We start from the raw sequence: 23,025 nt of genomic DNA on the forward strand, positions 1-23,025 counted from the left end.
TCGCATTTTCCACAGCAGATAGGAGGGTACTACACGCATGACTAAAGTTAAAAAAGCGATCATCCCCGCAGCCGGTCTCGGCACGAGATTTCTTCCCGCCACGAAGGCGATGCCCAAGGAGATGCTTCCCATCGTCGACAAGCCGACGATCCAATACATCGTCGAAGAAGCGATCTGCTCGGGCATTGAGGATATCATCATCGTCACCGGCCGCAGCAAACGCGCGATCGAGGATCACTTCGACAAAAACCACGAGCTTGAAGCGGACCTCGAATGCAAGCAGAAAAACGAGCTGCTGGAAATCGTCCGCAGCGTCACGAATCTCGTCGAAATCCACTGCGTCCGACAGAAGGAGCCGCTCGGGCTCGGACATGCCATTTGGTGCGCACGTAAATTCGTGGCCGGCGAACCGTTCGCGGTACTGCTCGGGGACATGATCATCGAGAGCGAGGTACCTTGCCTGAAGCAGATGATCGACGTCTATGACGAGCGGGCCGGCAGTATTATAGCTGTAGAAGAAGTGCCGTGGGAGAGCGTGTCCAGCTACGGCGTCATCCAGGGCGACATGATCAACAAGCGGCTGAACCGGATCACGAATCTGGTGGAAAAGCCGAAGGTCAATCCGCCGTCGAACCTGGCGATGATCGGACGCTACATCCTCGACCCGGCCATCATGGATATTCTGGCGCATCAGCAGCCCGGCGTGGGCGGCGAGATTCAGCTGACGGACGCGATGAAGCAGCTCGCGTCGCGCCAGAACATGTACAGCTACCGCTACGACGGCAAGCTGTACGACGTCGGCAGCAAGCTGGGTTTCCTGAAGGCGAACATCGACTTTGCGCTGAAGCGCGAAGAACTCGGCCTGGGCTTGTGGGAGCACCTGTACGAATTGACGGGCTCTTCGGAAGCCGCAGAAGTGCAGGCAGAACGCAGAATCGGCTAAGCGGGCGAGCTTGACAGAGCGGGCATAGCAGAGTTTGCATTTCAGAGCTCGCATAGCAGGCGAGCATAGCCGGTCAAGTTTAAGCGTGCCGGCAAGAGAGAAAGACGAAAGAACATCTGGAGGGGAAAACATCATGAAATTGGTATTGCTGTCCGGGGGTTCCGGCAAAAGGCTGTGGCCGTTGTCCAATGACGCGAGAAGCAAGCAATTCCTCAAGGTGCTCGAAAACGAAAACAAGCAAATGGAATCGATGGTCCAGCGGGTATGGGGACAGATCTGCGCCGTCGGTCTTGACCAATCGACCGTGATCGCGACGGGCAAGCAGCAGCTCGACATCCTGCAGAGCCAGCTCGGCCAGGTGCCGATCATCGTCGAGCCCGAGCGGCGGGATACGTTCCCGGCGATCGCGCTGGCGGCCGCGTATCTATATTCGCTCAAGCAGGTCGACCTGAACGAGACGGTGTGCATTTTGCCGGTCGACCCGTACGTCGAAGACCGTTTCTTCGAGCGGATCCAGGATCTCGAGGACGTGCTGAACCGCACGGATGCGAAGATCGCGCTCATGGGCGTGACGCCGACGCTGCCTTCCTCCAAGTACGGCTACATCGTGCCGGAGCAGGACGCCGGAGACGATTCGTACAGCCGCGTGGCGCGGTTCACGGAGAAGCCATCCGAGGAGAAGGCCAAGTCGCTGATTGCGGACGGCGCCCTGTGGAACTGCGGCGTGTTCGCGTTTAAGCTCGGCTATCTGATCGGCCTGCTGCTGGAGCGAGGGGTGCCGATCCAGTACGAGGAGCTGCAGAAAAGCTACGACAAGCTCGCCAAGATCAGCTTCGACTACGAGGTCGTCGAGAAGGAATCCGACATCGTCGTCATCCCTTACGACGGCTACTGGAAGGACCTGGGCACCTGGAACACGCTGACGGACAACATGGGCGCGAGAGTTATCGGCAACGGCATCCTCAGCGAGGACAGCGCCAATACGCACCTGGTCAACGAACTCGATATTCCGGTCACGATCATCGGCATCCAGAACGCGATCGTCGCGGTCAGCCCGGACGGCATCCTCGTATCCGAAAAGAACGCGAGCCCGCGGATCAAGGACATGGTCGTGCCGAATCAGCGTCCGATGTACGAGGAGCGGACGTGGGGCTGGTATCGCGTGCTCGACTACTCCAAGAGCCGCGATGCGGAGGTGCTGACCAAGCGCATCTGCCTCAAGTCGGGCAAGCATCTGAACTATCACTATCATTCCGAGCGGACGGATACGATGACGGTCGTATCGGGTGAAGGAGAACTCGTACTCGGCGAAGAATTATATATTCTGAAGCCGGGAGACGTATTCCGAATCCCAGCCGGTTCCTACCACGCGCTTCGCGCGGCGACAGATATGGAATTCATCGAGATTCAGCAGGGAGAATCGGTGAAGGAAGACGACGAGATCGATCTCTACGGTACTTGGGAGGAGATGGAGTTCCATTGTCTGTCAAGAGGAATCCCCTCGTAAAAAGAGTACTCATCATCGCGTCCGCTGCGGTACTGCTGCTCGTCCTCGGCGCGGGCGGGTATGCCTGGTACCTTTACCATGACGCCACGGATACGATTAGCGACATCTACCAGCCCATCGGCACTGTCCCCCCTGCGGGGGACGGAACGCAGGCCGTTGCCGGCGGCGCGGGCGGCACGGGCGCGGGGACCGTTCAGCTGGCGGCATCGAGCGACGCCGATCCGACCGATACGGCGCGCCGTATCGTCGATCTGAACGCCAAGGATCCGTTCACGGTGCTGCTGCTCGGCGTCGACGAGCGGTCCGGCGACGTCGGTCGGTCGGACACGATCATGGTCGTCGGGGTCAATCCGACCAAGCATTCCGTCCTACTCTACAACATCCCTCGCGACACCCGCACCGAGATCGTCGGCAAAGGCACGACGGACAAGATCAATCACGCCTATGCCTTCGGCGGCGTCGACATGTCGATCCGTACGGTCGAGCGCTTCATGAACGTGCCCATCGATTACTACGTAAAAGTCAATATGGAAGGCTTCGAGCGGATCATCGACATTCTTGGCGGCGTATCGGTGAACAATCCGTTCGACTTCACGATTGACGGCGTCAATTACCCGCAGGGACGGCTCGATCTCGACGGCGAGAATGCGCTGCTTTACTCCCGAATGCGCTACGACGATCCCAAGGGAGATATCGGACGCATCGAGCGGCAGCAGACGGTCATGGGCGAGTTGATCAATAAGGCGAAGCGGATCAAGACCGTAACCAAGTTGCCGGAGATTCTCGACGAGATCCGGGCGAATGCCAAGACGAACCTGACGCTGGACGACATGAAGGCGCTGTTCAACAACTACCGCAAGGAAATCGACACGGTCAGCAAGGACCAGGTTAACGGCGGCGGGCAGCGCATCGGCGGCATCTACTATTATATGGTCAGCGAGCAGGAGCGGACGCGCATGCACGACAAGCTCGCTTCGCAGATTGCGGACGACGGAGTCTAACCGGAAGCTCGCTTAGCGCATGGCCTTCGTGCCGGCGCGAGGCGGGCTTTTTATATTCCATCTTATGAATCGGGGAGGGCATGCGCAGCATGGCGATCAATTTATTTTTCGTGCCTCATCAGGACGACGAGGCGCTTACCTTCGGCGCGGGCATCCGCAACCATCTCGACGTCGGCGACGAATGCCACGTCATCTTATATACGGACGGACGCTCGTCGAGCGTACGCCGGCAGCTGAACGGCGAGACGAGGAGCGCGCTCGCGAGACGTTATTACGATCCGGCCGCCGAGGGCTACGGTCGCCTTGAGGAAGACGATATGGTAAGGCTGCGCAATGACGAGTTTCTCCGTTCCTGCCTGGCGCTGGGCGTGCCCGAGACGCATATCCACTTCGCGGACGGGCAGATGCGGGACGGATCGACGACAGTGGAGGGCTGCGAAGATGTGCTTCGAGAATACCTGCGCAGGTATCCGGACGCCCGGGTCAAAGCCTTCACGGATCTCGGCGGCAATCACGCCGATCACGCCAACATGGGCCGGGCCGCGCGCCGGCTGGCGCATACGGGCACGATCGCGGACCTGCGCCTGTACGTCGAGCCGTACAATCTTCGCAACGCGAAGCGGGAGACCCGGCGGCTGGAGCTGCTCGTCGAGCGGTCGCGGGACCACTCGCACAAGGTCGTCGCTTCCCTGCAAGAGTACAAGCGCTGGGACCCGACCCGCGGGCAGCTCGCGATCGGCTACCACTCCGTGAAGCGCTCCTTTGACCAGGCCATCGCGAAGCCGGTTTCCTATTATCACAAGCCCTAGATGCTTGACTGCGGGCGCTCGAAAGTTGCTGATCGGGGTAAGGGATAGAGAGTACGAAAAAACGAGAATGACGATGGAGGTGCACGGACATGAGCGCATTGTACAATAACGGAACGCCCGAGGTACGGCCCGAAGAAGAGATCGTCGCGGAACGGGAAGGCAACGGCTACATCCTGCGCGGCGTCAAAGGCAGGATCGGCCAGATCTCCTATACGATGGCGGACGCGGACACCTGGATCATCGATCACACTTCGGTGGACGGCGAATACCGCGGACGCGGCCTCGCGCGCCAACTGTTGAACTTCGTCGTCGAGGACGCGAGAGAGAAGGGGCGCAAGATCATTCCTTCCTGCTCCTACGCGCTCCAACAATTCCAGGCCGATCCGTCGCTCTCCGACGTATGGGCCGAAGGAGACGCCAGCCGCTACTCGGACTCCTACAGCAGCAACGGCATCGAGTCTCGCTGATTTGGACTTATAGTCACTGGATCATCTTCGGCACCCTCGTTCGGTCCCTCGGGACTGCGCGGGGGTGTTTGCTTGTGCAGCTATCGCACCAAGCCTCGACCTAAGAACACCCATAGCAACCATAGTTCCTCTATCACGGCAAGCCTCGGTACCAAGAGCGCCAATAGCGGAACGTAGTTTCTCTATCCATCAAACCTCGGCCCCAAGAGCACCCATAGCGGAACGTAGTTCCTCTATCACGGCAAGTCTCGGTCCCAAGAGCACCCATAGCGGAACGTAGTTCCTCTATCACGGCAAGTCTCGGTCCCAAGAGCACCCATAGCGGAACAAATTTCCCCTATTGCATTATGGCCTCGGTGCTCAACTATGTACGGCAAGTAGCACCCCACAGTCACATAAATAAGCCCGCACAAGCAAGCCCTCCTCCCGCGTCGGGAAGAGGGCTTGCTGTAACGCTGTTTACATTGTATTCGCTGTCTACATTGTTTTCCTATCTACCCGCAGCCGATCAGACGATATACGTATCCGAGTTCAGCGTATTGTTCGTCCGGAACGTGTCGTAGATAGGCGCCCGGCGGTCGGGATCCGTGTCGACGAGCACCAGAATGCGACCCGCGTTCAGGTCCGCGTCGTAACGGTGCGCTTCGTCCTCCGGAATGCCGAGGCCGATGAGGCCGCCGACGATGCCGCCCGTGCCGGCGCCGATCGCGAGGCCCGTCAAGGTCGCCGCGATCGGGCCCGCCGCGAGGATCGGCCCGATGCCTGGCACGATGAGCAGCCCCAAGCCTGCGAGCAGGCCGGTCAGGCCGCCGACCACGCCGCCCGTCGCCGCGCCGGCCGCCGCGCCTTCAGGCGCTTTGGTGCCCGTCTCGTCGGTGACGTAGTCCAGGTCGTCCCGGTTTTTGCTGATGACCGAGATATCGTCAGAGGTATATCCCTGACGCTTTAAATCCTCGATTGCTTTTACCGCGCCTTGCTCCGTATCGAATACGCCGACGATTCTGCGCTCCTGGGTGTCGCGTTCCTGTGCCATGACGAATCCCTCCTAAATTGGGTGGTTGGTGATTTCTTTTGTTATAGCCATTCCTTACCGATTTGGTTCACTATTTAATACCCCAAACAAGCCGTTCTCATGCAGAAATCCAGGCTTTTTTTGGAAACGGTGCGACTCGGTCAAAAAAATTTGAAATGAGTCATATTAAAGCCTTATGGCTGACTAAAGCGTTTTCTATACTGTAGAAAACCGCCTATGCAAGGAGGCTTAGATTTAGATGGCTACCAATGAGACCGCAAAGACCCCGATGCCGAGGCCGCCTGCGACCCGCAGATCCAGACGTCTGCGTGAGATCGCGGCCGGCTACGTTTTTATCGGCCCGATGCTGCTCGGCGTTATCGTTTTTACGCTCGTTCCGATGATTATGCTGCTCGTTTTCAGCCTGACCGACTGGTCGTTTCTGACGGGTTACGATAAGCTTCACTTGTCGGGCTTCGGCAACTTCGCCAAGCTGCTGAAGGACCCGGACTTCGGCGAGTCGCTGCTTCATAATCTGATCATGCTGCTGGCCGTGCCGATCGGCATGGCGGCCGCGCTGCTGCTGGCGGTGCTGATCTCCGAGCGGGCGTATATGTCTTCCTTTTTCAAAGTCATCTTCTTCATGCCGCAGATCTCCAGCATCGTCGCCGTCGCCGTCGTCTGGCAGGTGCTGTTCCATCCGTCGTACGGACCCGTCAACGGCTTTCTATCCGCCATCGGCGTCGATTCGCCGCCCAAGTGGCTGGCCGATCCGCATTACGCGCTGCCTTCGGTCATGCTGCTGATGATCTGGATCGACCTCGGCGTGTCCCTGATCATTTATATCGCAGGCATGAAAAACATCCCGCGCGACCTGTACGAGGCCGCCGACATCGACGGGGCTTCGGCGCGCGTGAAGTTTTTCCGGATCACCTTTCCGCTGCTGACGCCGACGAGCTTTTTCCTGCTGATCACCGGCCTGATCTCCAACTTCAAGTCGTTTGCGCTCATCCAAGTGCTGACGGACGGCGGACCCGCGCATTCCACGTCGGTCATCGTGTACGACATTTACCAGCAGGGCTTCGTGAATCTGAAGACGGGATACGCTTCGGCCATGTCGGTCGTGCTGTTCATCATTATTCTGACGATCACGTTCCTCCAATGGGCCGGGCAAAGAAAGTGGGTGCATCAAGGATGAAGACGCAAGCCGCAGGGCGGAAGGGGTTGCCCGTATCCCGCCTGCTCATCACGGTGCTGCTGGTGCTGTTCGGCGTTATCTTCCTGCTTCCGTTTATCTGGATGCTATCCACTTCGTTTAAGCCGGAAGTCGACGTATTTAACTATCCGGTCGAGTGGATCCCCAAGCACTGGCAGGTCATCGAGAACTACAAGAAGGTATGGAACGGCAAAGCCGACTTTTCCTTATATTACTGGAACTCGATCAAAGTATCCGTGCTGACGACGCTGTTGTCCGTCGTCGTGTCGGCGATGGCGGCCTACGGCTTCACGAAGGTGAGGTTTCCGGGCCGCAACGCGCTTTTCCTGGTCGTGCTTGCGACATATATGATCCCGGTGGAGGCGACGCTCGTACCCTTATTCGTCATCTACCGCTCCATCGGCCTGTACGACACGCATACGGGACTGGTGCTGCTCGGCGGATTCAGCGTGCTTGGCACCTTTTTGCTCCGCCAGTTTTTCGCCGGCATTTCCGACGAGTATATCGAGTCGGCGCAGATCGACGGCGCGGGTCACTATTCCATATTTGTCCGCATCCTGCTGCCGCTCGTGAAGCCGGGGATCGCCACCTACGCGATTCTGCGTTTCATCTGGACGTGGAACGACTACCAGACGCCGTTCATCTTCTTGAGCAACAAGGCGCTGTACACGCTCCAACTTGGCATGAACGCGTTCGCGGACCGCAACGGCCAGTTCTATTCGCTCGTCATGGCCGGTTCCGTCTCGGCGATCGTGCCGCTGCTCGTCGTATTTATCCTCGGTCAGAAGCAGGTCATCGAGGGCATTAGCCTTGGCGGCGTCAAAGGCTGAGGGAACAGATGTTTCCTTATTAGACAGAAAACGGTCAATTATTTTCCGATTCAGTCAAATTTGGTATCTTATCGACAAGAAAACCCCAATGTTACGATTGTGTTACGAACCGTTCGTCATCAAGCGGTACGACCAGATCCTGGGGAGGTTAATCATGTTAAACAAAAAGGTGCTTTCCGCTGCCATGGCTTCTGCGCTCTCGATCTCGCTGCTTGCCGGCTGCGGCGGCAACAACAATGACAATGCCGCATCGTCCGCCGCACCGTCCGCTTCCGGGTCCGCCTCGAGCTCGTCCGCGGCGGCGCCGTCGGATGCACCTGCTACGATCAAGCTCGCTTCCTGGATTCCGAAGGCGCAAATGGAAGGCATGCTCGCAGAGTATAAAAAAGAGAAGCCGAACGTAACCGTCGAATACGAAGAACTGGTCGAGAACAACGACTCGGTCGAAGGTCTCAAGAAGCTGGACCTGCTAATCGCATCCGGCTCCGATCTGGACGTCGTCATGTTCCCGAGCGCCGCCGAGTATTCGAAGCGCGTCGGACTCGATCTGCTGGCGCCGCTCGACGATCTGCTAGGCGCCGAAGGCATCAAGGTGACGGATGAATATACGGTCGATCCTTCGCTTAACGGCAAAGTGTACGCGCTGCCGGACACGTACGAGAACTACTTCGTGCTGCTGAACAAAGAGATGCTGGACCAAGCGGGTCTGGCGGTACCGACGAGCTGGACGTGGGACGACTTTTACGACTACTCGCGCAAGCTGACCAGCGGCGAAGGCGCCAACAAGATTTACGGCACGTACTTCCATTCCTGGCCGATGTACATGGAGCTGGGGCTGCTGAACCAGAGCAAGGACAACAACCTGGTGAACAACGGCGTGCTCAAAGTGGACGGGCCCGAGATCCGCAAGTCGCTGGAAATCCGCAATCAGACGGAGAACGTGGACAAGAGCGCCATTCCTTACAGCGAAACCATCTCGCAAAAGCTGGCCTACCGTTCGGTGTACTTCGCCAAGAAGGCGGCGATGATCGTCACGGGCAACTGGATGATCACGGAGGCGGGCGGCTCGGACGAATTCCCGGCCACGTTCGTCAGCGCATTCGCGCCGATGCCGTCCAACAGCCAAGGCGAACCGTCGGGCGTGAGCCCGGCCAACGGCAACTTCATGGGCGTGCTGAAAAAGTCGGTAAACCAGCAAGCCTCCTATGACTTTATTCGCTGGTATACGACGAAGGGCGAGCAGTGGAGCAACGTCTACTCGGCGTGGAAAAAGCAGGACGTCGATCAGTTCATCACCGGCTTGAAGACGAAGCTTAAGAGCCCCGACATGATCGATACGGACTCGCTGACCTACGTCATGAAGAACAGCCCGACGACCCCGCTCAACCTGCCGCCGGCTTACCAGTCGGAGCTTGAAGATGCATACGTCAAGGAAGCCGAGAAGTTCGTGCTCGGTCAGCAGGATATGGAGACGACCGTCGCGAAGGCTTCAGAAGCGCTTCAAAAGATCGTCGACGCGAACAAGTAAAAGGCCCGAACCGGGCACAATAGGCGCTTCGCAGGGATCGTACCCTGCGGAGCGTTCTTGGTCTTTCGGAGAGACGACGCGGTCAGGGAGCGGACATGTGTTAAAATGCAGAAAAGGCCTGACGGCGGGAGGGCGATAAGGTGTTCATCGGGCGCAGATTTTTTCACAGCCTGCGCGGCAAACTGATCATGGCCGCCCTGTTGTGCCTCCTGCTGCCGGCGAGCTTCACGTTGATCGCGGGGGATTACCTTACGCAGCGGATCGTCAAGGCGCAGGTCGTCGACAACGAGAACAAGTCGCTCGATCTGACCGAGGTGTACTTGTCGAGCCTTTTCGACAATATGATCCGCGTTTCCAACGGCATCATGTTCGACAATAACACCAAAGTCGCGCTGAAGGAGAACTGGCAGCGCTACAGGCTGGGACAAGCCGATCCCGCCCAAGAAGCCTTGGCTGCGAAGGAAATCGGGCAATTTCTTAACAGTATCGCGTCAACCATCGACAACGTATACGTCACGGTTTTGACCGTAGACGGGCATTATTTTACCAACTACCAATTCGATCTTTACGGCGGGCTGACGCCTGCCAACTTTTTGCGGACGTCCTGGCTCAAAAGCGTCGATGCGTTGCCGGTATACGAAATCGGCTGGGTCGGTCTCGTGAATCAATATACGATGGACGGCAAAGGCAACGAGCCCTATCTGCTCACGATGGCGCGCAATTTGCGATTGCCTTACGCGACCGATCCCTATGCCTACATTGTCATTAGCATCGGCGAGAGCAAGCTCGGGGAAATTTTCAAGCATGACCTCGGCAGGCAGGAAACGATGCTGCTCGACGCTGACGGGCGCATTCTTGCGAGTCGCAACCGGCAGCGGATCGGGCAGATGTTTCCGTTTCCCGAGGAGGTGCGCCGGGCGGATGCGCCGCTGACCGTCAAGTACGAGGGCGAACAGTTTCTGCTTAGCCGGCATGACCTTGCTTACGGCGGCTACCGCGTCGTCAGTCTGAGACCGTACAAGGAAGCGGTCAGCCAGCTTCACTCGGTGTCGCGTCTCAGCTTCGCGGTACAGATCGCGGCGACGCTCGTGTTTCTCGCGCTGTTCATCTACATGCTGCGCCAGTTCACGAAGCCGGTCGTGGCGCTCGGCAAAGCGGCCGGCGCGGTCGAAAGCGGCGAGCTCGCGGTCCGCTCGGGCGTGCGGGGCAGCGACGAGATCGGCAGGTTGGGCAAGCAATTCGACCAGATGCTCGAACGCATCGAAGACATGATCGGGGAAATCCGGGCCGAGCAGATGCAGAAGCGCAAGGCGGAACTGGCGATGCTGCAGGCGCAGATCAATCCGCATTTTCTGTTCAACATCCTGAATTCCATCAGGTTGCGGATATTGCTCAAGGGAGACGAAGAAAACGGCGAGCTGCTGGCCTCGCTGTCCGGTTTGCTGCGGCAGACGATTCGCCGGGACGGAGAATTCACCTCGCTGCACGAGGAACTTGAAGTGCTGCGGCGGTATATGGAGCTGCTGAATTTCCGCCAGCAAGAGAAGGTCTCGCTGATCATCGAGGCCGCCTCGGATACCCTGGCGTTTCGGTTGCCACGGTTCCTGCTTCAGCCCGTGATCGAAAACGCCTATATTCACGGCCTTCGCCAGGAGTCGGGAACGATCGTCGTCAAGGTCGTCCGCTGCGACAAGGCAGAGCCGCGCGCAGGTCCGGACACCGCAGCCGAGGCGGGCTTGCTGCGCCTCGTCGTTCGCGACGATGGCGTCGGCATGTCGCAGAAGACGCTGGAGCGGTTGCGTGCCGAGCTGCGGTCGCAGCGCGGCGCGTCGTTCGAGGGCGCGGCGGGAAGACTGTCCGGCATCGGCATCGCGAACGTCTACGAGCGACTGCAGCTTATTTACGGGGAACGGTGTTCCCTGACGCTGGATAGCGAGGAGGGCCAGGGCACGATGGTCGTCATCGAGATCCCGGCAGAGGCGCCGTCATCCGAATAAGAGCAGGATAGGACATGCTGGGATATTAAATTAGCGGAACTTAGGAACGCCGGCGGACGCCGAGATGCAAATTGCGGGAGGAAATCGTATGTACTCCGTCATGCTCGTAGACGATGATTATCCGGTGCTGGAATATTTAAGCGCGTCCATCCCCTGGAAGGAGCTGCGCCTGGAGCTCCATTCGGCTTGCAAAAACGGAGCCGTCGCGCTCGAGCAAGCACAGGCCGCTCCGCCCGACATCGTCATCACCGACATCGGCATGCCTCAGATGGACGGCATCGAACTCATCGGCGAGCTCAAGCGGCTGAAGCCCGACGTTCGGTGCATCATCTTGTCGTGCATGGGCGACTTTTCCTACGCTCAGCAAGCCGTCCGTCTGCAGGTGGACGATTACGTGCTCAAGGAGACGATGCGGCCGGAGCAGATCGCGGCGCTGCTGCGCAAGCTGTCTGCGCAGATCGCAGCGGAGAAGGAACAATCTCGGGAACTGGCCCGCATGCAGTCTAAAAAAGAAGAGAACGCGCTCCTGCTGCGCCAGGGGCTGCTGGATAGGATGACGAGAGACGGCGGCCGCGATCTCTCATGGGCGGATGGGGCAGCGGAGGCGGGCATCGACTTCGAGGGCAAAGTATGGCTGCCCGTACTGGTCGCCCTAAACCGCCTGTCCGAACTATCGCGGCGGCTGCCGGACGAGCGGGCCGTGCAGCTAGCCGTCGGTCAAGCGGCTGCCGGGCTAACGGGCGAGCTGCCCGGCACCTTGCTGCTGCCGCATGGACGGCGAGAGGCGGTGCTGCTGTTTCCATTTCGGCGAAGCCTCACCGAGATGAAGATCGAATCCGTCCGACCCTCGCTGCGGGCGCTCGGCGAGCGGCTGTCCCGGGACAGCGGTCTCGCGGCGACCTTCTTGATCGGTACATCGGCAGCGGCGCCGGCGGCGCTCGGAAGGGAAGCCGAGCGGCTCCTGTCTTCCGGCGGCGGAAGATTCTATCTCCCCGACGAAGGCATCTTCACGCTAGCCGAGCTGCCCGTGCTTGGGGAGGGAGATCTGCACGACGTATATCCCGAGGCGCTTCAGCGCATCCGCGACGCCTTCCTCGAAGAAGACACGGCGCAGCTCGAGTCTTCCATCGGCAAGTGGCTTGACCAAGCCAGAGAGAGGCGTTGCCATCCCGAATTGGTCAAAGAATGGACGCTCAAAATCCTGTATGACAATCAGACGCGCTTTTTGGCGCTGCAGCATTATCAGAGTGTATTCTCGATGGAGGTACTGCACCGAACGTTGGGCGACCTTTCCACGATCCATGAGCTTGGAGATTGGATGCTGCAGTTTTTCAAAGAAAGAATGCCGCTGCTCGCTCTCATCTACAAACAGTCCAGACGTTCCGAAATCTTGCGGGCCCAGCAATATGTCAGCCACAACATCGGCTCCAAAATTACGCTCGAAGAAGTCGCGGACATGCTGCACATCAACTCCAGCTACTTCAGCCGGCTGTTCAAGCGAGAGACGGGCTACAACTTCATTCAATACGTCACCACCTCCAAGATGGAACGTGCCAAAGAAATGCTCGCCCGCAGCAACATGAGCGTAGAAGAAGTCGCGGCGCGCCTTGGTTACGAGAACAAAAGCTACTTTGCTAAGCTGTTCAAAAAGCATATCGGCGGTACGCCAGGCGAATACAGGGGAGACTGAGCCTTGTCGCGGCAACTACCCTAGTTTGCGCCGTTTAAACGGTATCCCCTCCAGTCAGGAAGTATGGCGAGAGAGGGTTTGCGCCGTTTAAACGGTATCCCCTTCAGTCAGGAAGTATGGCGTGAGAGGGTCTGCGCCGTTTAAACGGTATCCCCTTCAGTCAGGAAGTATGGCGTGAGAGGGTCTAGGTCGTTTGAACAATATCCCCTTCGGTCAGGAGTACTGCGCATCTTCTGCTAATTTGAACGATATCCCCTTCGGTCAGGAACTGCAGCATGCGAAAGGGGAATTCATCAAGGTGCAACAAACGCCGTAAAACGTTCACCTTGCAGCGGGGAGAGCGACTGCAAGCTTTGCACCTTGGTGTGGCACGTCATTAAACAAGCGTTTCTATGCTATCCCGTACGCTTCTGAACGCGCGCAGGTGGGCGGAATACCCATTTAATCGGCCGAACGCCGGAGCGGGCGTCGACGAGTCTGCGGTAGGTGATTGTCTTGGTGATGCCACAGCTGCTGATCAGCTCGGTCAATATGTCGTTGCGGCAAATGCGCCGAAAGCAGAACTCGTTAAGGTAGGCCTGCAGGTGTTTCGGACCGATGCCGCCAAAGGTGCGGGCCAGCCAGCGCACGGCCTCTCGCCATGCATGATGAGCGGGGGACCGCCCATGGTGGCCACGCTGGAGCTGCTCCGCATGTCCGGCGGCTTCGCCGCCGGCGACATGATTTTGCACAAAGCATTCCACAGACCCCTCGCCGCCCGTCCCACCACGAACAGCCGAATGGTCGCCCTCTGGACCGTCGACGGCCTTCATTTTTACATGAGCGACATCCCCTGTATCATCGAGCGAGACGCCGACCACGACCGGCTGCGGACGCAACTCGCCCTGCACGAACTGGCTGCTGAAGTACCGATGGTACTCATAGCCGTAATATTCGCCTAACAACTGAAGGTCGCCTGCGAGCGGCCGGCCGCGATCCCATTCGCCAATGGCATGGCGCAGCTTGTGATTGATGAGCCAGGCAGTCTTGTAGGTCACACTGATCAACTCTGCCAGCAGTTTGGCGCTGATGCCGAGCTGCATCAAGAACATCGCCTGAAACCACTTGGTCAGGGGCGTGCGCGTACCCTCGAGCACTGTGCCCGCCGTAAGCGAAGTCTGGTGAGCGCACGATCTGCATTCGAACAGATGACGTCCGCGGGACGTCACCTTGTAGTAATGCGGATGGGCACAGCGTGGGCAGCGGAAACCGTCAGGCCACTTGGCGGCGAACAGGGCGCCCGCGCAGTCTTCTTCGTTATAGGCTGGAACATAATCCTGAATCGAGAAGCGGTTGGGCACGTTCATCCCTCCGAATGGAACAAATGTTCTTATTTTAAGGTAGCAAATTATGGGTGCTCGGTCAAGTCGAATATCGATGAAGAGTGGAGCGGACCTGAGACCTTGCCGAAGGGGATACTGGTGTGGGGCGGAGGGGAGGAGAAGTGAATCCGGAGGTAAAGGAGGTAGAGTTGCTGTATGCGGTGTACTCCTGGAAGAGGCATTGCTGGCTGCTCTATTGTAGTGCAAAAACAGCGTGCTTAGCGGCCAATCCTGATCGAAGGGGATATCGTTAAAACGGGAAAAACGAACGAGAATAAGCAACTACATGGAAAAAAATGGACCCAAGCAGACATGCGCCTATGCAAGGCGTTCCACTTGGGTCTCGTGCGATTAGTTCAAGGCGACCAGGTTCCGGTAAGCGCCCGGGAACGAGTCGGGAATAACGGTCGCCCCTACGGTTTTGGCGTAGAAGCCGATCGCTTCTTCTACCCAGCCGATGATGGCGTAGGCGTAACCTTCTTCGTGCATGGCTCGCAGCGTCTCGAGCAGCAGCGCTTTGCCGATGCCAAGGCCGCGGCACGCCGGCGCCACGCCGGTCGGGCCGAAGAAGTTGCGGACGATTGCGTCATATAGCGCGAAGCCGACGATCTCTTTGTTCCGCACGGCGATGAAGGCAAAGGAGGGCAGCCTGCCGAAGGCGCATTCGCACTCGCTGCGCCAGTTTTCGGTGAAATGCTTTCCGACGAATTCCGATAGACGTCCCTTGTCCGCGGTCATGGCGCGCACGATGCGAATGCCTTGTTCCTCAAGCGCGGCGAGCTCTGCCCGGCCGTCGGGCAGGTCGTACAATTTGACCAGCATATCAGGCATGTCGCTCGCCCTCCTCTTTGTCGAAATCGAGTTGTTCGCCTGCAAAGGCTTCCGCGGCGGACGCCATCGCCCGCAGCTTCGCCTCGTACAGTCCGAACCGGTAAAACCTCGAAGCGATGAACAGTTCCGCCATGGCCGACTTCAGCAGCGGCTCGATCGCGATCCGCATGGCGGTCTTGGCCGCTTCCAGTGCGGCGTAGCCGGTGCGGTGCTTGTCTCTGAGGCTCGTCATGACCTCTTCGCCGGGATACAGCTCGCCTCTGAATAGAAATGTATAGAGCGGCAACCTGCGCTTGGCCGGAATTTCGTATTGGATCATCGCCGCGATCAGCTCGGCGACCGGGCGATTAAGGGCGATACCGGGCAGCAGCTCGGGCACGAGTTGGTAGTAGTCCGCGATCTCGTAGCCGTCGGCGATAGCGGCCGCATCGTCCATGCCATGATATTGCGAAAGGAATCGCGCGAGATAGGTATCCGGGTCCGCTCGGCGGTTCCAGCACTGGTCGGCCGAGAAAAAGGCCGGGTAGCGAGATGTCTCGAACAGGCCGTACGGGCTGCCGAGCGCGAAGGGCGCAGACCAGTTCGTGCCGATGACGCCCGTCAGCTGCTCGGTCTCGGCGAGCTCGGTCCAGCGCAAGACGTTGGCGACGCGGTTGCGGATGACCGGATAATTCTGGTCCCCTTCGTCATCCCAACAGCGAACCGAGGAAGCGCCGATTACGGATAAGCCTGCGCGTCTAAGCTTGCCGATCATGTCTAGCGCATCCCGCTTCATGCGATGGCCGCCGTAGATCCAGACGACGACGGTCACTTCGGGATCGAGCGCGGACAGTTCTTCATGCGTGGCATGCATCAGCATGTCGTGCCAGATCATCGGCGTCTTGCCGAGCTCGCGGACGCGTACGGCGAGCCGATTGACAAAAGCGATGAAGGAGGCCTCGCGCGTCAGGCCGGAGGCGCGGCAGTCCGCGCACTCGCCGAGACTCCACACCTCGTCGCAGCCCATGTGGAGATAACGGCTGTCCGGATGGAGGGCGGCGACGTCTTCGAGAATGCCCGCCATCATGTCGAACGCGCCGGGCCGGTGCGGGCACAGCTCGCCGACGCTGTCAGGCGTTTCGCGCAGCGCGATATATGGTGGGTGCTTGAGAATGAACTCCAGATGGCCGAACGACTGCTGCTTCGGTATAACCTCGATAAAGTGATCGCGGCACGTCCGGAGCAGAAGGGCATGCTCGGCTTCCGACATGGCCAGCTCCGGGTGGCGCAGAAAAGCGTGGCGTCTGAACGGCAGCTTGTCCTCGTATTCGACGACGAGCGTGTTAATCTTATAGTCGGACATTTCGGCGATATAAGTCAACAGATTAGGAAACGTAGGATAAACGGTGCGGAGGTCCAAATAGTCGCTGCGCAGCGGCAAGTCAGCCCAATCGGCAATCTCGACTGCAGGCAGCGGGTCGTACCTCCGCATCAATTGAAGCAGCGTTTTCAATGCGTAATAAAGGCCGGACGCATCCCGGGCATGCAGCGACAAGCCGCCGTCGCCGATGCGCAGCACATAGCCGTCATGGCGACCGGCGAGGCGCTCGGCCGCTTCGCGCCGCATAGGCTGGCCCTCAGACAGAAGGGCGTACGCATCGGGCGACGTTTCCACGGCGACCTGCGCATCGCCGAACAGTTCGCGCGCCAAACGAGACAGCCTGTCGTCGGGCCGGGGCAACAGCAGCTTGACGCGCATGCCGGCGAGATGGGCGGGCAGCGGCGCCTGAATATCGTCTCCGTCTTCGGGCAACAGCCGGACGTATTGCGGTTGCGGGATCAGATCGAGCTTCATGACGATTCCTCCTGGGCATTCAGGGATAGGCAGCGAATGAACGTATTTTCCAAGCCTGCGATTCTTCGAGATGAAGTCCCCGCCGCCGCGCTCGCTACAGCCATCTAACGCGGCCCTTGAACCGGTCGATGAACCGGTTGTTCCACTCGTCCCCGCCGGGCGCATTGGCGCTTCTCCAGACAGGTACTTCGATCCCTTTCTCGGCAAGAAGAGCCGCAGCTATCATCATAAGAGAGTTCAGCAGAAAGGCGTTGGCGAACGTGGATGTCGACCCCATCCGCGGTTCCAGGCCTTGAATCGGCAAAGCCGAGTCGCCCGGCTTCACTTTGCTGTCCAGGTAATAGTCGCATGCTTCGTACAGATTAAGCCGGGAAGGGTGCCGCGCCGGATGGTCTTTGGGGGTCGCGTCGGCATGGCCGACCGAGGTCACGGCAATCGTGACGACGCCTCTGCGCTTCGCCTCAAGCGCCGCGTCGATACAGGCGGTGTTGATGCCGTAAGCGTTGGCGAGGATCAGAATATCGCCCGGTCCGAGCCGGTTGTCCTCGATAACGAGCTTGCCGTAACCCGGCGTGCGTTCGACGGCCATCGAGCGCAGGGCACCGTTGGAGATCATCGTGCCCTCGTCGAGGATGGCGCTGATATGCATCAAGCCCCCGGCCCGGAAAAAAATCTCTGTGGCGTTCATATTGGAGTGCCCGCCGGGACCGTACAAGTAGACGAGCTTATCCTCCGCGATCTGGTCGGCCAGCAGGCCGGCTACCTCCAGCAGGCGGTCGCGAGGCTCGCTTCGGATTTCTTCGAGCAGCCCTGTAATATAAGTCAGGTAAGCCCCCATGATGTCGTCTTGCGCGGACAGCGGTCGTTGGTTCATTTCGATGACCTCCTATTCAAAATAACAACGGCGAAATCGTTTATCGGGCTCGCGAGCCCGGCGCAGATCGTACGTGCTGGATTTCCCGTCGACGATCCGATCGTAAATTCCCTCCTTTGCCAGGTTAGTCTTAATCGATCCGCTTGTAGCCGTAGCTGTCCATGTCTGTGTACAAGGCGCAGCTCTCGTGCCGGCGCAGGGCGCTGGCGGGACAAGCCTCCTCGATCGGGCCATGGACCGCACGGCGTACGGCTTCGCGCTTGCGCTGTCCGGGCACGATGCATACGATATGCATGGCGGACATTAATGCGGGGATGGTCATCGTGAGCGCATGCGTCGGCACGCGCGCGAGCGAGTCGAAACACCCGTCGTTGACCTGCTGCATCCGGCAGTCCGCATCAAGTTCGACGACTTTGACCCAGCGCGGATCGTCGAAGTCGGCGACAGGCGGATCGTTGAAGGCCAAGTGGCCGTTTTCCCCAATCCCGAGACAGACGATATCGATCGGCGCCTCGCGCAGCAGCCCTTCGTATCGAAGCGCTTCCTGCTCGGCGTCTTCGCAGGGATTCATGAGATGGACGCTTCCGGGTTTGACTTTGTCGAACAGCCGCTCGTTCAGGTATCGCGCGAAGCGCTGCGGGGCGCCAGCGGGCAAGCCCAGGTATTCGTCCATGTGAAACGCGGTGACGCGGCCCCAATCGATACCGGGCTGGGCGGCGAGCGCGTCGAGAAATTCGTTCTGCGAGGGCGCGGCCGCGAATACGACGCGTGGGCTGCGGCCGATTGTCAGAAGCGCTTTCAGCTTACCGACGAAGTCGTCGCATGCAGCCTGGCCAAGCTGCCGTCTGTCCGTAAACACCTGCGTGCGAAGGTTGTCCTTGAGCAGCGAATAGACGGGGAGAAGCGTGGACTGACTCACTGATTCGTTCCTCCATTTCCATACAGTTGATTGCCCCTTCACTATAGCAAGGCGGCTCAAAAAAAATTTGACCGTTACCGGCCCTGATTTGACCGATCGTCAAGGCATGAGTCATGCCTTCCAGTATCGGTTAGCGATGCGCAAAAAGGGTAAATATAACAATCGCCGGCCGGCTGATGCGGGCGGCAGCTCAAGACTTGGAGGGAAATGCCGGATGCATAAACCATTGGCCGATCGCACCAACATTGATTTAACCTTCGCGGAAGACGCTTGTACGGATCTGACGCGTCCGACCGTAGACGCGCTCGAAGGACTTTCAGGCGTTCACCCCGGGAATAGACGGGTGCATGCGAAAGGCATATGCGGTCGCGCCGTGTTTACGCCGAGCGGATTGGCCGCCGGGCTTACGACCGCGGCACATTTGCGCGATAAGGGCAAAGAGATCGATGCGTTGGTCCGCTTCTCGGGCAGCTCGTCCGATCCTTCGATAACGGACCTCCTGTCGCCGGGCAAAGGACTGGCCGTGCAGTTCAAGCCGGCGGACGGCGAGGTTGCGGTGCTGACAGCCGTGACGGTTCCGGTTTTTTTCGCCAAGACGCCTGCCTCGTTTCTTGACCTTATAAAGGAAGCGAATCGGTTGAAAGGAGGCGGCATCGAAGCGATTGCGGCCGCCGCGGAGCTGGCGACACACTTTCCGGAGGCGCGCCACGCAATGGCGCATATCGGCAAGCTGCGGCCGCCGAAGAGCTACGGCACTTGCCGGTATTATGCGATCCATGTCTTTATGCTCGTTGACGTGGAAGGAAACCGTAGACCGGCGAAGTTTGAGTGGATGCCCGAGCTTGGCGTGGAGGCGCTGTCGGTTACCGAGCTCAAGTCGCTGCCGGAGGATTATCTGGCGCTTGATGCGGCAGCGCGTATACAGGAAGCGCCGCTTCGCTTCCGCTTGGATATCGTGCTGGGACAGGAAGGGGACCCGACGGACGACCCCACGCTGCCGTGGCCCGAAGACCGGCAGCGCATCGAGGCGGGCGTCTTAAGCGTCACGGATGTGATCGCGGAGCCCGACGGGCTCGTCATGGACCCGACGGTGACGGGGGCGGGAATCGAGCCTACGGAAGATCCGATCCTTCGGTTTCGCAGCCCCGTGTACAGGGAATCGCTGCGGCGGCGGAGCGGCGGCCAGTAATTGGGGAAGCGGGCGGTTGACTGCAACGCTTTTTGAGGTGATACCTGACGCTTGACTGCTCGGACTGGACGGTAGAGGCGAGCGAGAGCGGCGCATGCGACAGGAATGCGCTTTCATTGACGAATGCGCGCTTTGACATTTAAACTGTAGTTTAAACTCACTAGACAAGGGGCCATGAAAAAATGAAGAAGAGAATCTGGGCAACCGCGCTTCTCTCGCTCGCCATGCTGACGACGGCGGGCTGCGGCGCGAAGAACACGAGCAACAACGAAAGCGGAGCGGCCAGCCCGTCGGCATCGCCATCGACCAGCGCTTCCGCCAGCGCGTCTGCGCCGGCCGACGACAAGAACTACTCGATCGCGATCTCGCAAATCGTGGAGCATCCGTCGCTCGACGCGACGCGCGAAGGCTTCATCGCCGCGCTCAAGGATGCGGGAATCGAAGAAGGCAAGAACCTGAAGGTTTCCTTTAACAATGCGCAAGGCGACCAGAACACGAACCTCTCGATCGGCCAGAAGATTGCGTCCGAGAAATACGATCTCGTCTTCGGCATCGCGACGCCGTCCGCGGTCGCGCTGGCGCAATACGTTAAAAACACGCCGATCCTGTTCGCGGCCGTCACCGATCCGCTGGACGCCAAGCTCGTATCGAACCTGGACAAGCCGGGCGCGAACATCTCCGGCATCTCCGATACGAACCCGGTTGCGGTTCAACAGCTAATGGACTTCATCGCCTCCGATTTTCCGAACGTGAAGAAGGTCGGCCTCGTCATTAACGAAGGCGAGTCCAACGCAGTCGTCATGGCAAAGAACGCCGAGGAACAGCTCAAAAAGCACAACATCGAGCTGGTTAAGGCACCGGTCACCAACACCTCCGAGGTCAAGCAAGCTGCGGAGTCGCTCGTCGGACGCGCTGACGCGCTGTTCATCACGCTGGACAACACGGTCGTCAGTAGCGTGGACGCGATCATTAAGGTTGCCAACGACAACCACCTGCCGTTCTTCTCCAGCGACCGCGACACGGTCGAGAAGGGCGCGTTCGCCACTTACGGCTTCAAGTACTACGACCACGGCTACCAAGCCGGCCAGATGGCGGTCGAAGTGCTCAAAAACGGCGCCAACATCGGCGATCTGAAGGTCGGCATGCAGGAGAAGCTCGACTTGATCCTGAACCTTAAGGCTGCCCAAGCCCAGAGCATCAAGGTGACGGACGACATGAAGAGCAAGGTGCAAGACCCGACCAACAATATCATCCAATAAAGAGTAGGTGTCGTCATTGATTCATTCCCTGACCGGCGCAGTCGAGCTTGGCCTTATGTATGCCTTGATGGCGCTCGGGGTGTACATCACGTATCGCATCCTTGATTTCCCCGATCTGACCGTAGACGCCAGCTTCACGACGGGAGCGGGCATCGCAGCGGTGATGATCTCGCATGGTCAAGCCCCCTGGCTCGCGACGCTGGCTGCCTTCGGCGGCGGTCTGGCGGCGGGCATCTGTACCGGCCTGCTGCATACCAAGGGCAAGGTCAATGGCCTGCTTGCGGGCATTATTATGATGATCGCGCTCTATTCGATCAACATGCGGATTATGGGCAAGCCGAACATCTCGCTACTCGGCGAGCGCACGCTGTTCTCCGGCGTCGCTTCGCACGAATGGCATGACATCCGGCTCGGTTATATCGTCGTCCTGCTGCTTGCGGCGTTCTTCGTCAAGCTGCTTCTCGACGCATTTTTGCATACGGACCTCGGGCTCGCGCTGCGCGCGACGGGGGACAACAAGCGCATGATCCGCAGCTTCGGCTCCAACACGGACCTGACGACGATCCTCGGCGTCAGTCTGTCCAACGGCCTCGTCGCGCTGTCGGGCGCCCTGATCGCCCAGGACGGCGGCTCCGCCGACATCTCCATGGGCATCGGCATGATCGTCATCGGTCTCGCGTCCGTCATCATCGGCGAAGCGCTGCTCGGGCCGAAGCGCGTCTTCTGGGCGACGCTCGCCGTCGTCATCGGCTCGATTGCGTACCGCATCGTCTACGCGCTCGCGCTGCGCGCCGAGTGGCTGCATCTCAAGGTGACCGATCTTAAGCTGATCACGGCGGTCATCGTCATCCTGGCGCTCGTCATACCTACGATGAGCCGCTCGGCCAAGCAGAAGCAGCAGGCCAAGCGCCGCACGGCCGAGTTGACGGCGAACCTGCGCGGCAAGGGGGCGATCTGATGCTGGAGCTCAATCAAGTATCCAAGCTGTTCAACCCCGGGACGCCGGACGAGAAGATCGCGCTGATGGACATTAACCTGAAGCTGAACGAGGGCGACTTTGTCACGGTCATCGGCAGCAACGGGGCGGGCAAGTCCACGCTGATGAACATCATCTCCGGCGTCATGCAGCCGGATATCGGCGACGTGCGGATCGACGGGCAATCCGTCGCGGCGAAGTCCGAATCCGAGCGCAGCAAGTGGATCGGGCGGGTGTTCCAGGATCCGATGGCGGGCACGGCGCCGAACATGACGATCGAGGAAAATCTGTCGATGGCCTACGCGCGCGGCAAGCCTCGGGGCTTCGGCTGGGCGGTGACAGGGCGCAAGCGCGCGTTGTTCAAGCAGGAGCTGCAGCGTCTTGGCATCGGGCTCGACGCAAGACTGCGCGCCAAGGTCGGAATGCTGTCGGGCGGCGAACGGCAGGCGCTCAGCTTGCTGATGTCCACGTTCACGCGGCCGGGCATCCTGCTGCTCGACGAGCATACGGCGGCGCTCGATCCGGCGCGCGCGGAGCTGATCACCCGCCTGACCGAGGAGATCGTCCGCAGCATGAAGCTGACGACGCTGATGGTTACGCACAACATGGAACAGGCCATCCGCCTTGGCAACCGTCTCATTATGATGGACAAGGGGCGCATCATTCTCGACATTCCGCCGGAACGCAAGCAGGATCTGACCGTGCAGAAGCTGCTCGGCGAATTCGAGCGCATCAGCGGTCACAAGCTGGCGGACGATCGGGTCGTATTGGGTTAAAAGGGG

Annotated in this window: 20 protein-coding genes; 14 read left to right on the forward strand and 6 right to left on the reverse strand. The window is 59.3% G+C overall.

Going from position 1 to position 23,025, the window contains the following annotated elements; all coding sequences use genetic code 11:
- Positions 1-37: 37 nt before the first annotated feature.
- The 5 genes from galU (at position 38) to ACFSR7_RS13740 (ending at position 4,727) form a co-directional block, all read left to right on the forward strand.
- Positions 38-943, forward strand: a complete 906-nt coding sequence (gene galU / locus ACFSR7_RS13720; RefSeq protein ID WP_378162379.1) for a UTP--glucose-1-phosphate uridylyltransferase GalU — start codon at positions 38-40, stop codon at positions 941-943.
- 133 nt (positions 944-1,076) lie between these two features.
- Positions 1,077-2,450: a sugar phosphate nucleotidyltransferase gene (locus tag ACFSR7_RS13725; protein WP_378162381.1), complete on the forward strand. Its 1,374-nt coding sequence runs from the start codon at positions 1,077-1,079 to the stop codon at positions 2,448-2,450.
- Complete coding sequence (locus tag ACFSR7_RS13730) at positions 2,423-3,451, forward strand: LCP family glycopolymer transferase (protein ID WP_378162383.1); 1,029 nt, start codon at positions 2,423-2,425, stop codon at positions 3,449-3,451. Before ACFSR7_RS13725 ends, ACFSR7_RS13730 begins: the two co-directional genes overlap by 28 nt.
- Before the next feature lie 89 nt (positions 3,452-3,540).
- Entirely contained in the window at positions 3,541-4,260 is a 720-nt protein-coding gene (locus tag ACFSR7_RS13735; RefSeq protein ID WP_378162385.1) for a PIG-L family deacetylase, read from the forward strand.
- Between the two features lie 89 nt (positions 4,261-4,349).
- On the forward strand, positions 4,350-4,727 hold the full coding sequence (locus ACFSR7_RS13740) for a GNAT family N-acetyltransferase (RefSeq protein ID WP_378162387.1): 378 nt from the start codon (positions 4,350-4,352) through the stop codon (positions 4,725-4,727).
- Positions 4,728-5,235: 508 nt separating this feature from the next.
- Here ACFSR7_RS13740 and ACFSR7_RS13745 read toward each other — a convergent pair.
- The gene (locus ACFSR7_RS13745; protein ID WP_378162389.1) at positions 5,236-5,760 is read right to left on the reverse strand and encodes a general stress protein; all 525 of its coding nucleotides are present in this window, start codon (positions 5,758-5,760) and stop codon (positions 5,236-5,238) included.
- A 238-nt stretch (positions 5,761-5,998) separates the two neighbouring features.
- Between ACFSR7_RS13745 and ACFSR7_RS13750 the strand changes: the two genes are divergently transcribed.
- The 5 genes from ACFSR7_RS13750 to ACFSR7_RS13770 all read left to right on the forward strand — a co-directional run bounded on the left by ACFSR7_RS13750 (position 5,999) and on the right by ACFSR7_RS13770 (position 13,000).
- Entirely contained in the window at positions 5,999-6,937 is a 939-nt protein-coding gene (locus ACFSR7_RS13750) for a carbohydrate ABC transporter permease (protein ID WP_378162391.1), read from the forward strand.
- Positions 6,934-7,785: a carbohydrate ABC transporter permease gene (locus tag ACFSR7_RS13755; protein ID WP_378162393.1), complete on the forward strand. Its 852-nt coding sequence runs from the start codon at positions 6,934-6,936 to the stop codon at positions 7,783-7,785. Before ACFSR7_RS13750 ends, ACFSR7_RS13755 begins: the two co-directional genes overlap by 4 nt.
- 154 nt (positions 7,786-7,939) lie before the next feature.
- Complete coding sequence (locus tag ACFSR7_RS13760; protein WP_378162395.1) at positions 7,940-9,313, forward strand: ABC transporter substrate-binding protein; 1,374 nt, start codon at positions 7,940-7,942, stop codon at positions 9,311-9,313.
- Between the two features lie 140 nt (positions 9,314-9,453).
- Positions 9,454-11,310: a cache domain-containing sensor histidine kinase gene (locus ACFSR7_RS13765; RefSeq protein ID WP_378162396.1), complete on the forward strand. Its 1,857-nt coding sequence runs from the start codon at positions 9,454-9,456 to the stop codon at positions 11,308-11,310.
- Positions 11,311-11,398: 88 nt separating this feature from the next.
- Positions 11,399-13,000 (forward strand): helix-turn-helix domain-containing protein, encoded by a 1,602-nt coding sequence (locus ACFSR7_RS13770; protein ID WP_378162398.1) that lies wholly within the window; start codon positions 11,399-11,401, stop codon positions 12,998-13,000.
- Between the two features lie 395 nt (positions 13,001-13,395).
- Here ACFSR7_RS13770 and ACFSR7_RS13775 read toward each other — a convergent pair whose 3' ends face one another.
- From ACFSR7_RS13775 to ACFSR7_RS13795, 5 genes are all read right to left on the reverse strand, one after another.
- Positions 13,396-14,346, reverse strand: coding sequence for a transposase (locus ACFSR7_RS13775; RefSeq protein WP_378162400.1), 951 nt, complete (start codon positions 14,344-14,346; stop codon positions 13,396-13,398).
- A gap of 366 nt (positions 14,347-14,712) precedes the next feature.
- Complete coding sequence (locus tag ACFSR7_RS13780) at positions 14,713-15,192, reverse strand: GNAT family N-acetyltransferase (RefSeq protein ID WP_378162402.1); 480 nt, start codon at positions 15,190-15,192, stop codon at positions 14,713-14,715.
- A complete protein-coding gene (locus ACFSR7_RS13785; RefSeq protein ID WP_378162404.1) occupies positions 15,185-17,026 on the reverse strand; it encodes a family 20 glycosylhydrolase in 1,842 nt (613 codons plus the stop codon). Before ACFSR7_RS13785 ends, ACFSR7_RS13780 begins: the two co-directional genes overlap by 8 nt.
- 94 nt (positions 17,027-17,120) lie before the next feature.
- Positions 17,121-17,900: a sugar isomerase domain-containing protein gene (locus tag ACFSR7_RS13790; RefSeq protein ID WP_378162406.1), complete on the reverse strand. Its 780-nt coding sequence runs from the start codon at positions 17,898-17,900 to the stop codon at positions 17,121-17,123.
- 130 nt (positions 17,901-18,030) lie between these two features.
- Positions 18,031-18,819 (reverse strand): glucosamine-6-phosphate deaminase, encoded by a 789-nt coding sequence (locus ACFSR7_RS13795; protein WP_378162408.1) that lies wholly within the window; start codon positions 18,817-18,819, stop codon positions 18,031-18,033.
- A gap of 214 nt (positions 18,820-19,033) precedes the next feature.
- Here ACFSR7_RS13795 and ACFSR7_RS13800 point away from each other — a divergent pair, with 214 nt between their 5' ends.
- From ACFSR7_RS13800 to ACFSR7_RS13815, 4 genes are all read left to right on the forward strand, one after another.
- On the forward strand, positions 19,034-20,008 hold the full coding sequence (locus ACFSR7_RS13800; protein ID WP_378162409.1) for a catalase family peroxidase: 975 nt from the start codon (positions 19,034-19,036) through the stop codon (positions 20,006-20,008).
- A gap of 182 nt (positions 20,009-20,190) precedes the next feature.
- A complete protein-coding gene (locus ACFSR7_RS13805) occupies positions 20,191-21,267 on the forward strand; it encodes an ABC transporter substrate-binding protein (protein ID WP_378162411.1) in 1,077 nt (358 codons plus the stop codon).
- A gap of 16 nt (positions 21,268-21,283) precedes the next feature.
- The gene (locus ACFSR7_RS13810) at positions 21,284-22,225 is read left to right on the forward strand and encodes an ABC transporter permease (protein ID WP_378162413.1); all 942 of its coding nucleotides are present in this window, start codon (positions 21,284-21,286) and stop codon (positions 22,223-22,225) included.
- A complete protein-coding gene (locus ACFSR7_RS13815; protein ID WP_378162415.1) occupies positions 22,225-23,019 on the forward strand; it encodes an ABC transporter ATP-binding protein in 795 nt (264 codons plus the stop codon). Before ACFSR7_RS13810 ends, ACFSR7_RS13815 begins: the two co-directional genes overlap by 1 nt.
- Positions 23,020-23,025 lie beyond the last annotated feature (6 nt).

This window comes from Cohnella sp. GCM10020058 (assembly GCF_042683485.1).
In the GTDB taxonomy this organism is placed as follows: domain Bacteria; phylum Bacillota; class Bacilli; order Paenibacillales; family Paenibacillaceae; genus Cohnella.

Coding starts and splice junctions, on each gene's coding strand:
- galU (WP_378162379.1), top strand. CDS start 38: ATGACTAAAGTTAAAAAAGCGATCATCCCCGCAGCCGGTCTCGGCACG.
- ACFSR7_RS13725 (WP_378162381.1), top strand. CDS start 1,077: ATGAAATTGGTATTGCTGTCCGGGGGTTCCGGCAAAAGGCTGTGGCCG.
- ACFSR7_RS13735 (WP_378162385.1), top strand. CDS start 3,541: ATGGCGATCAATTTATTTTTCGTGCCTCATCAGGACGACGAGGCGCTT.
- ACFSR7_RS13740 (WP_378162387.1), top strand. CDS start 4,350: ATGAGCGCATTGTACAATAACGGAACGCCCGAGGTACGGCCCGAAGAA.
- ACFSR7_RS13745 (WP_378162389.1), bottom strand. CDS start 5,760: ATGGCACAGGAACGCGACACCCAGGAGCGCAGAATCGTCGGCGTATTC.
- ACFSR7_RS13750 (WP_378162391.1), top strand. CDS start 5,999: ATGGCTACCAATGAGACCGCAAAGACCCCGATGCCGAGGCCGCCTGCG.
- ACFSR7_RS13755 (WP_378162393.1), top strand. CDS start 6,934: ATGAAGACGCAAGCCGCAGGGCGGAAGGGGTTGCCCGTATCCCGCCTG.
- ACFSR7_RS13760 (WP_378162395.1), top strand. CDS start 7,940: ATGTTAAACAAAAAGGTGCTTTCCGCTGCCATGGCTTCTGCGCTCTCG.
- ACFSR7_RS13770 (WP_378162398.1), top strand. CDS start 11,399: ATGTACTCCGTCATGCTCGTAGACGATGATTATCCGGTGCTGGAATAT.
- ACFSR7_RS13775 (WP_378162400.1), bottom strand. CDS start 14,346: ATGAACGTGCCCAACCGCTTCTCGATTCAGGATTATGTTCCAGCCTAT.
- ACFSR7_RS13780 (WP_378162402.1), bottom strand. CDS start 15,192: ATGCCTGATATGCTGGTCAAATTGTACGACCTGCCCGACGGCCGGGCA.
- ACFSR7_RS13785 (WP_378162404.1), bottom strand. CDS start 17,026: ATGAAGCTCGATCTGATCCCGCAACCGCAATACGTCCGGCTGTTGCCC.
- ACFSR7_RS13790 (WP_378162406.1), bottom strand. CDS start 17,900: ATGAACCAACGACCGCTGTCCGCGCAAGACGACATCATGGGGGCTTAC.
- ACFSR7_RS13800 (WP_378162409.1), top strand. CDS start 19,034: ATGCATAAACCATTGGCCGATCGCACCAACATTGATTTAACCTTCGCG.
- ACFSR7_RS13805 (WP_378162411.1), top strand. CDS start 20,191: ATGAAGAAGAGAATCTGGGCAACCGCGCTTCTCTCGCTCGCCATGCTG.
- ACFSR7_RS13815 (WP_378162415.1), top strand. CDS start 22,225: ATGCTGGAGCTCAATCAAGTATCCAAGCTGTTCAACCCCGGGACGCCG.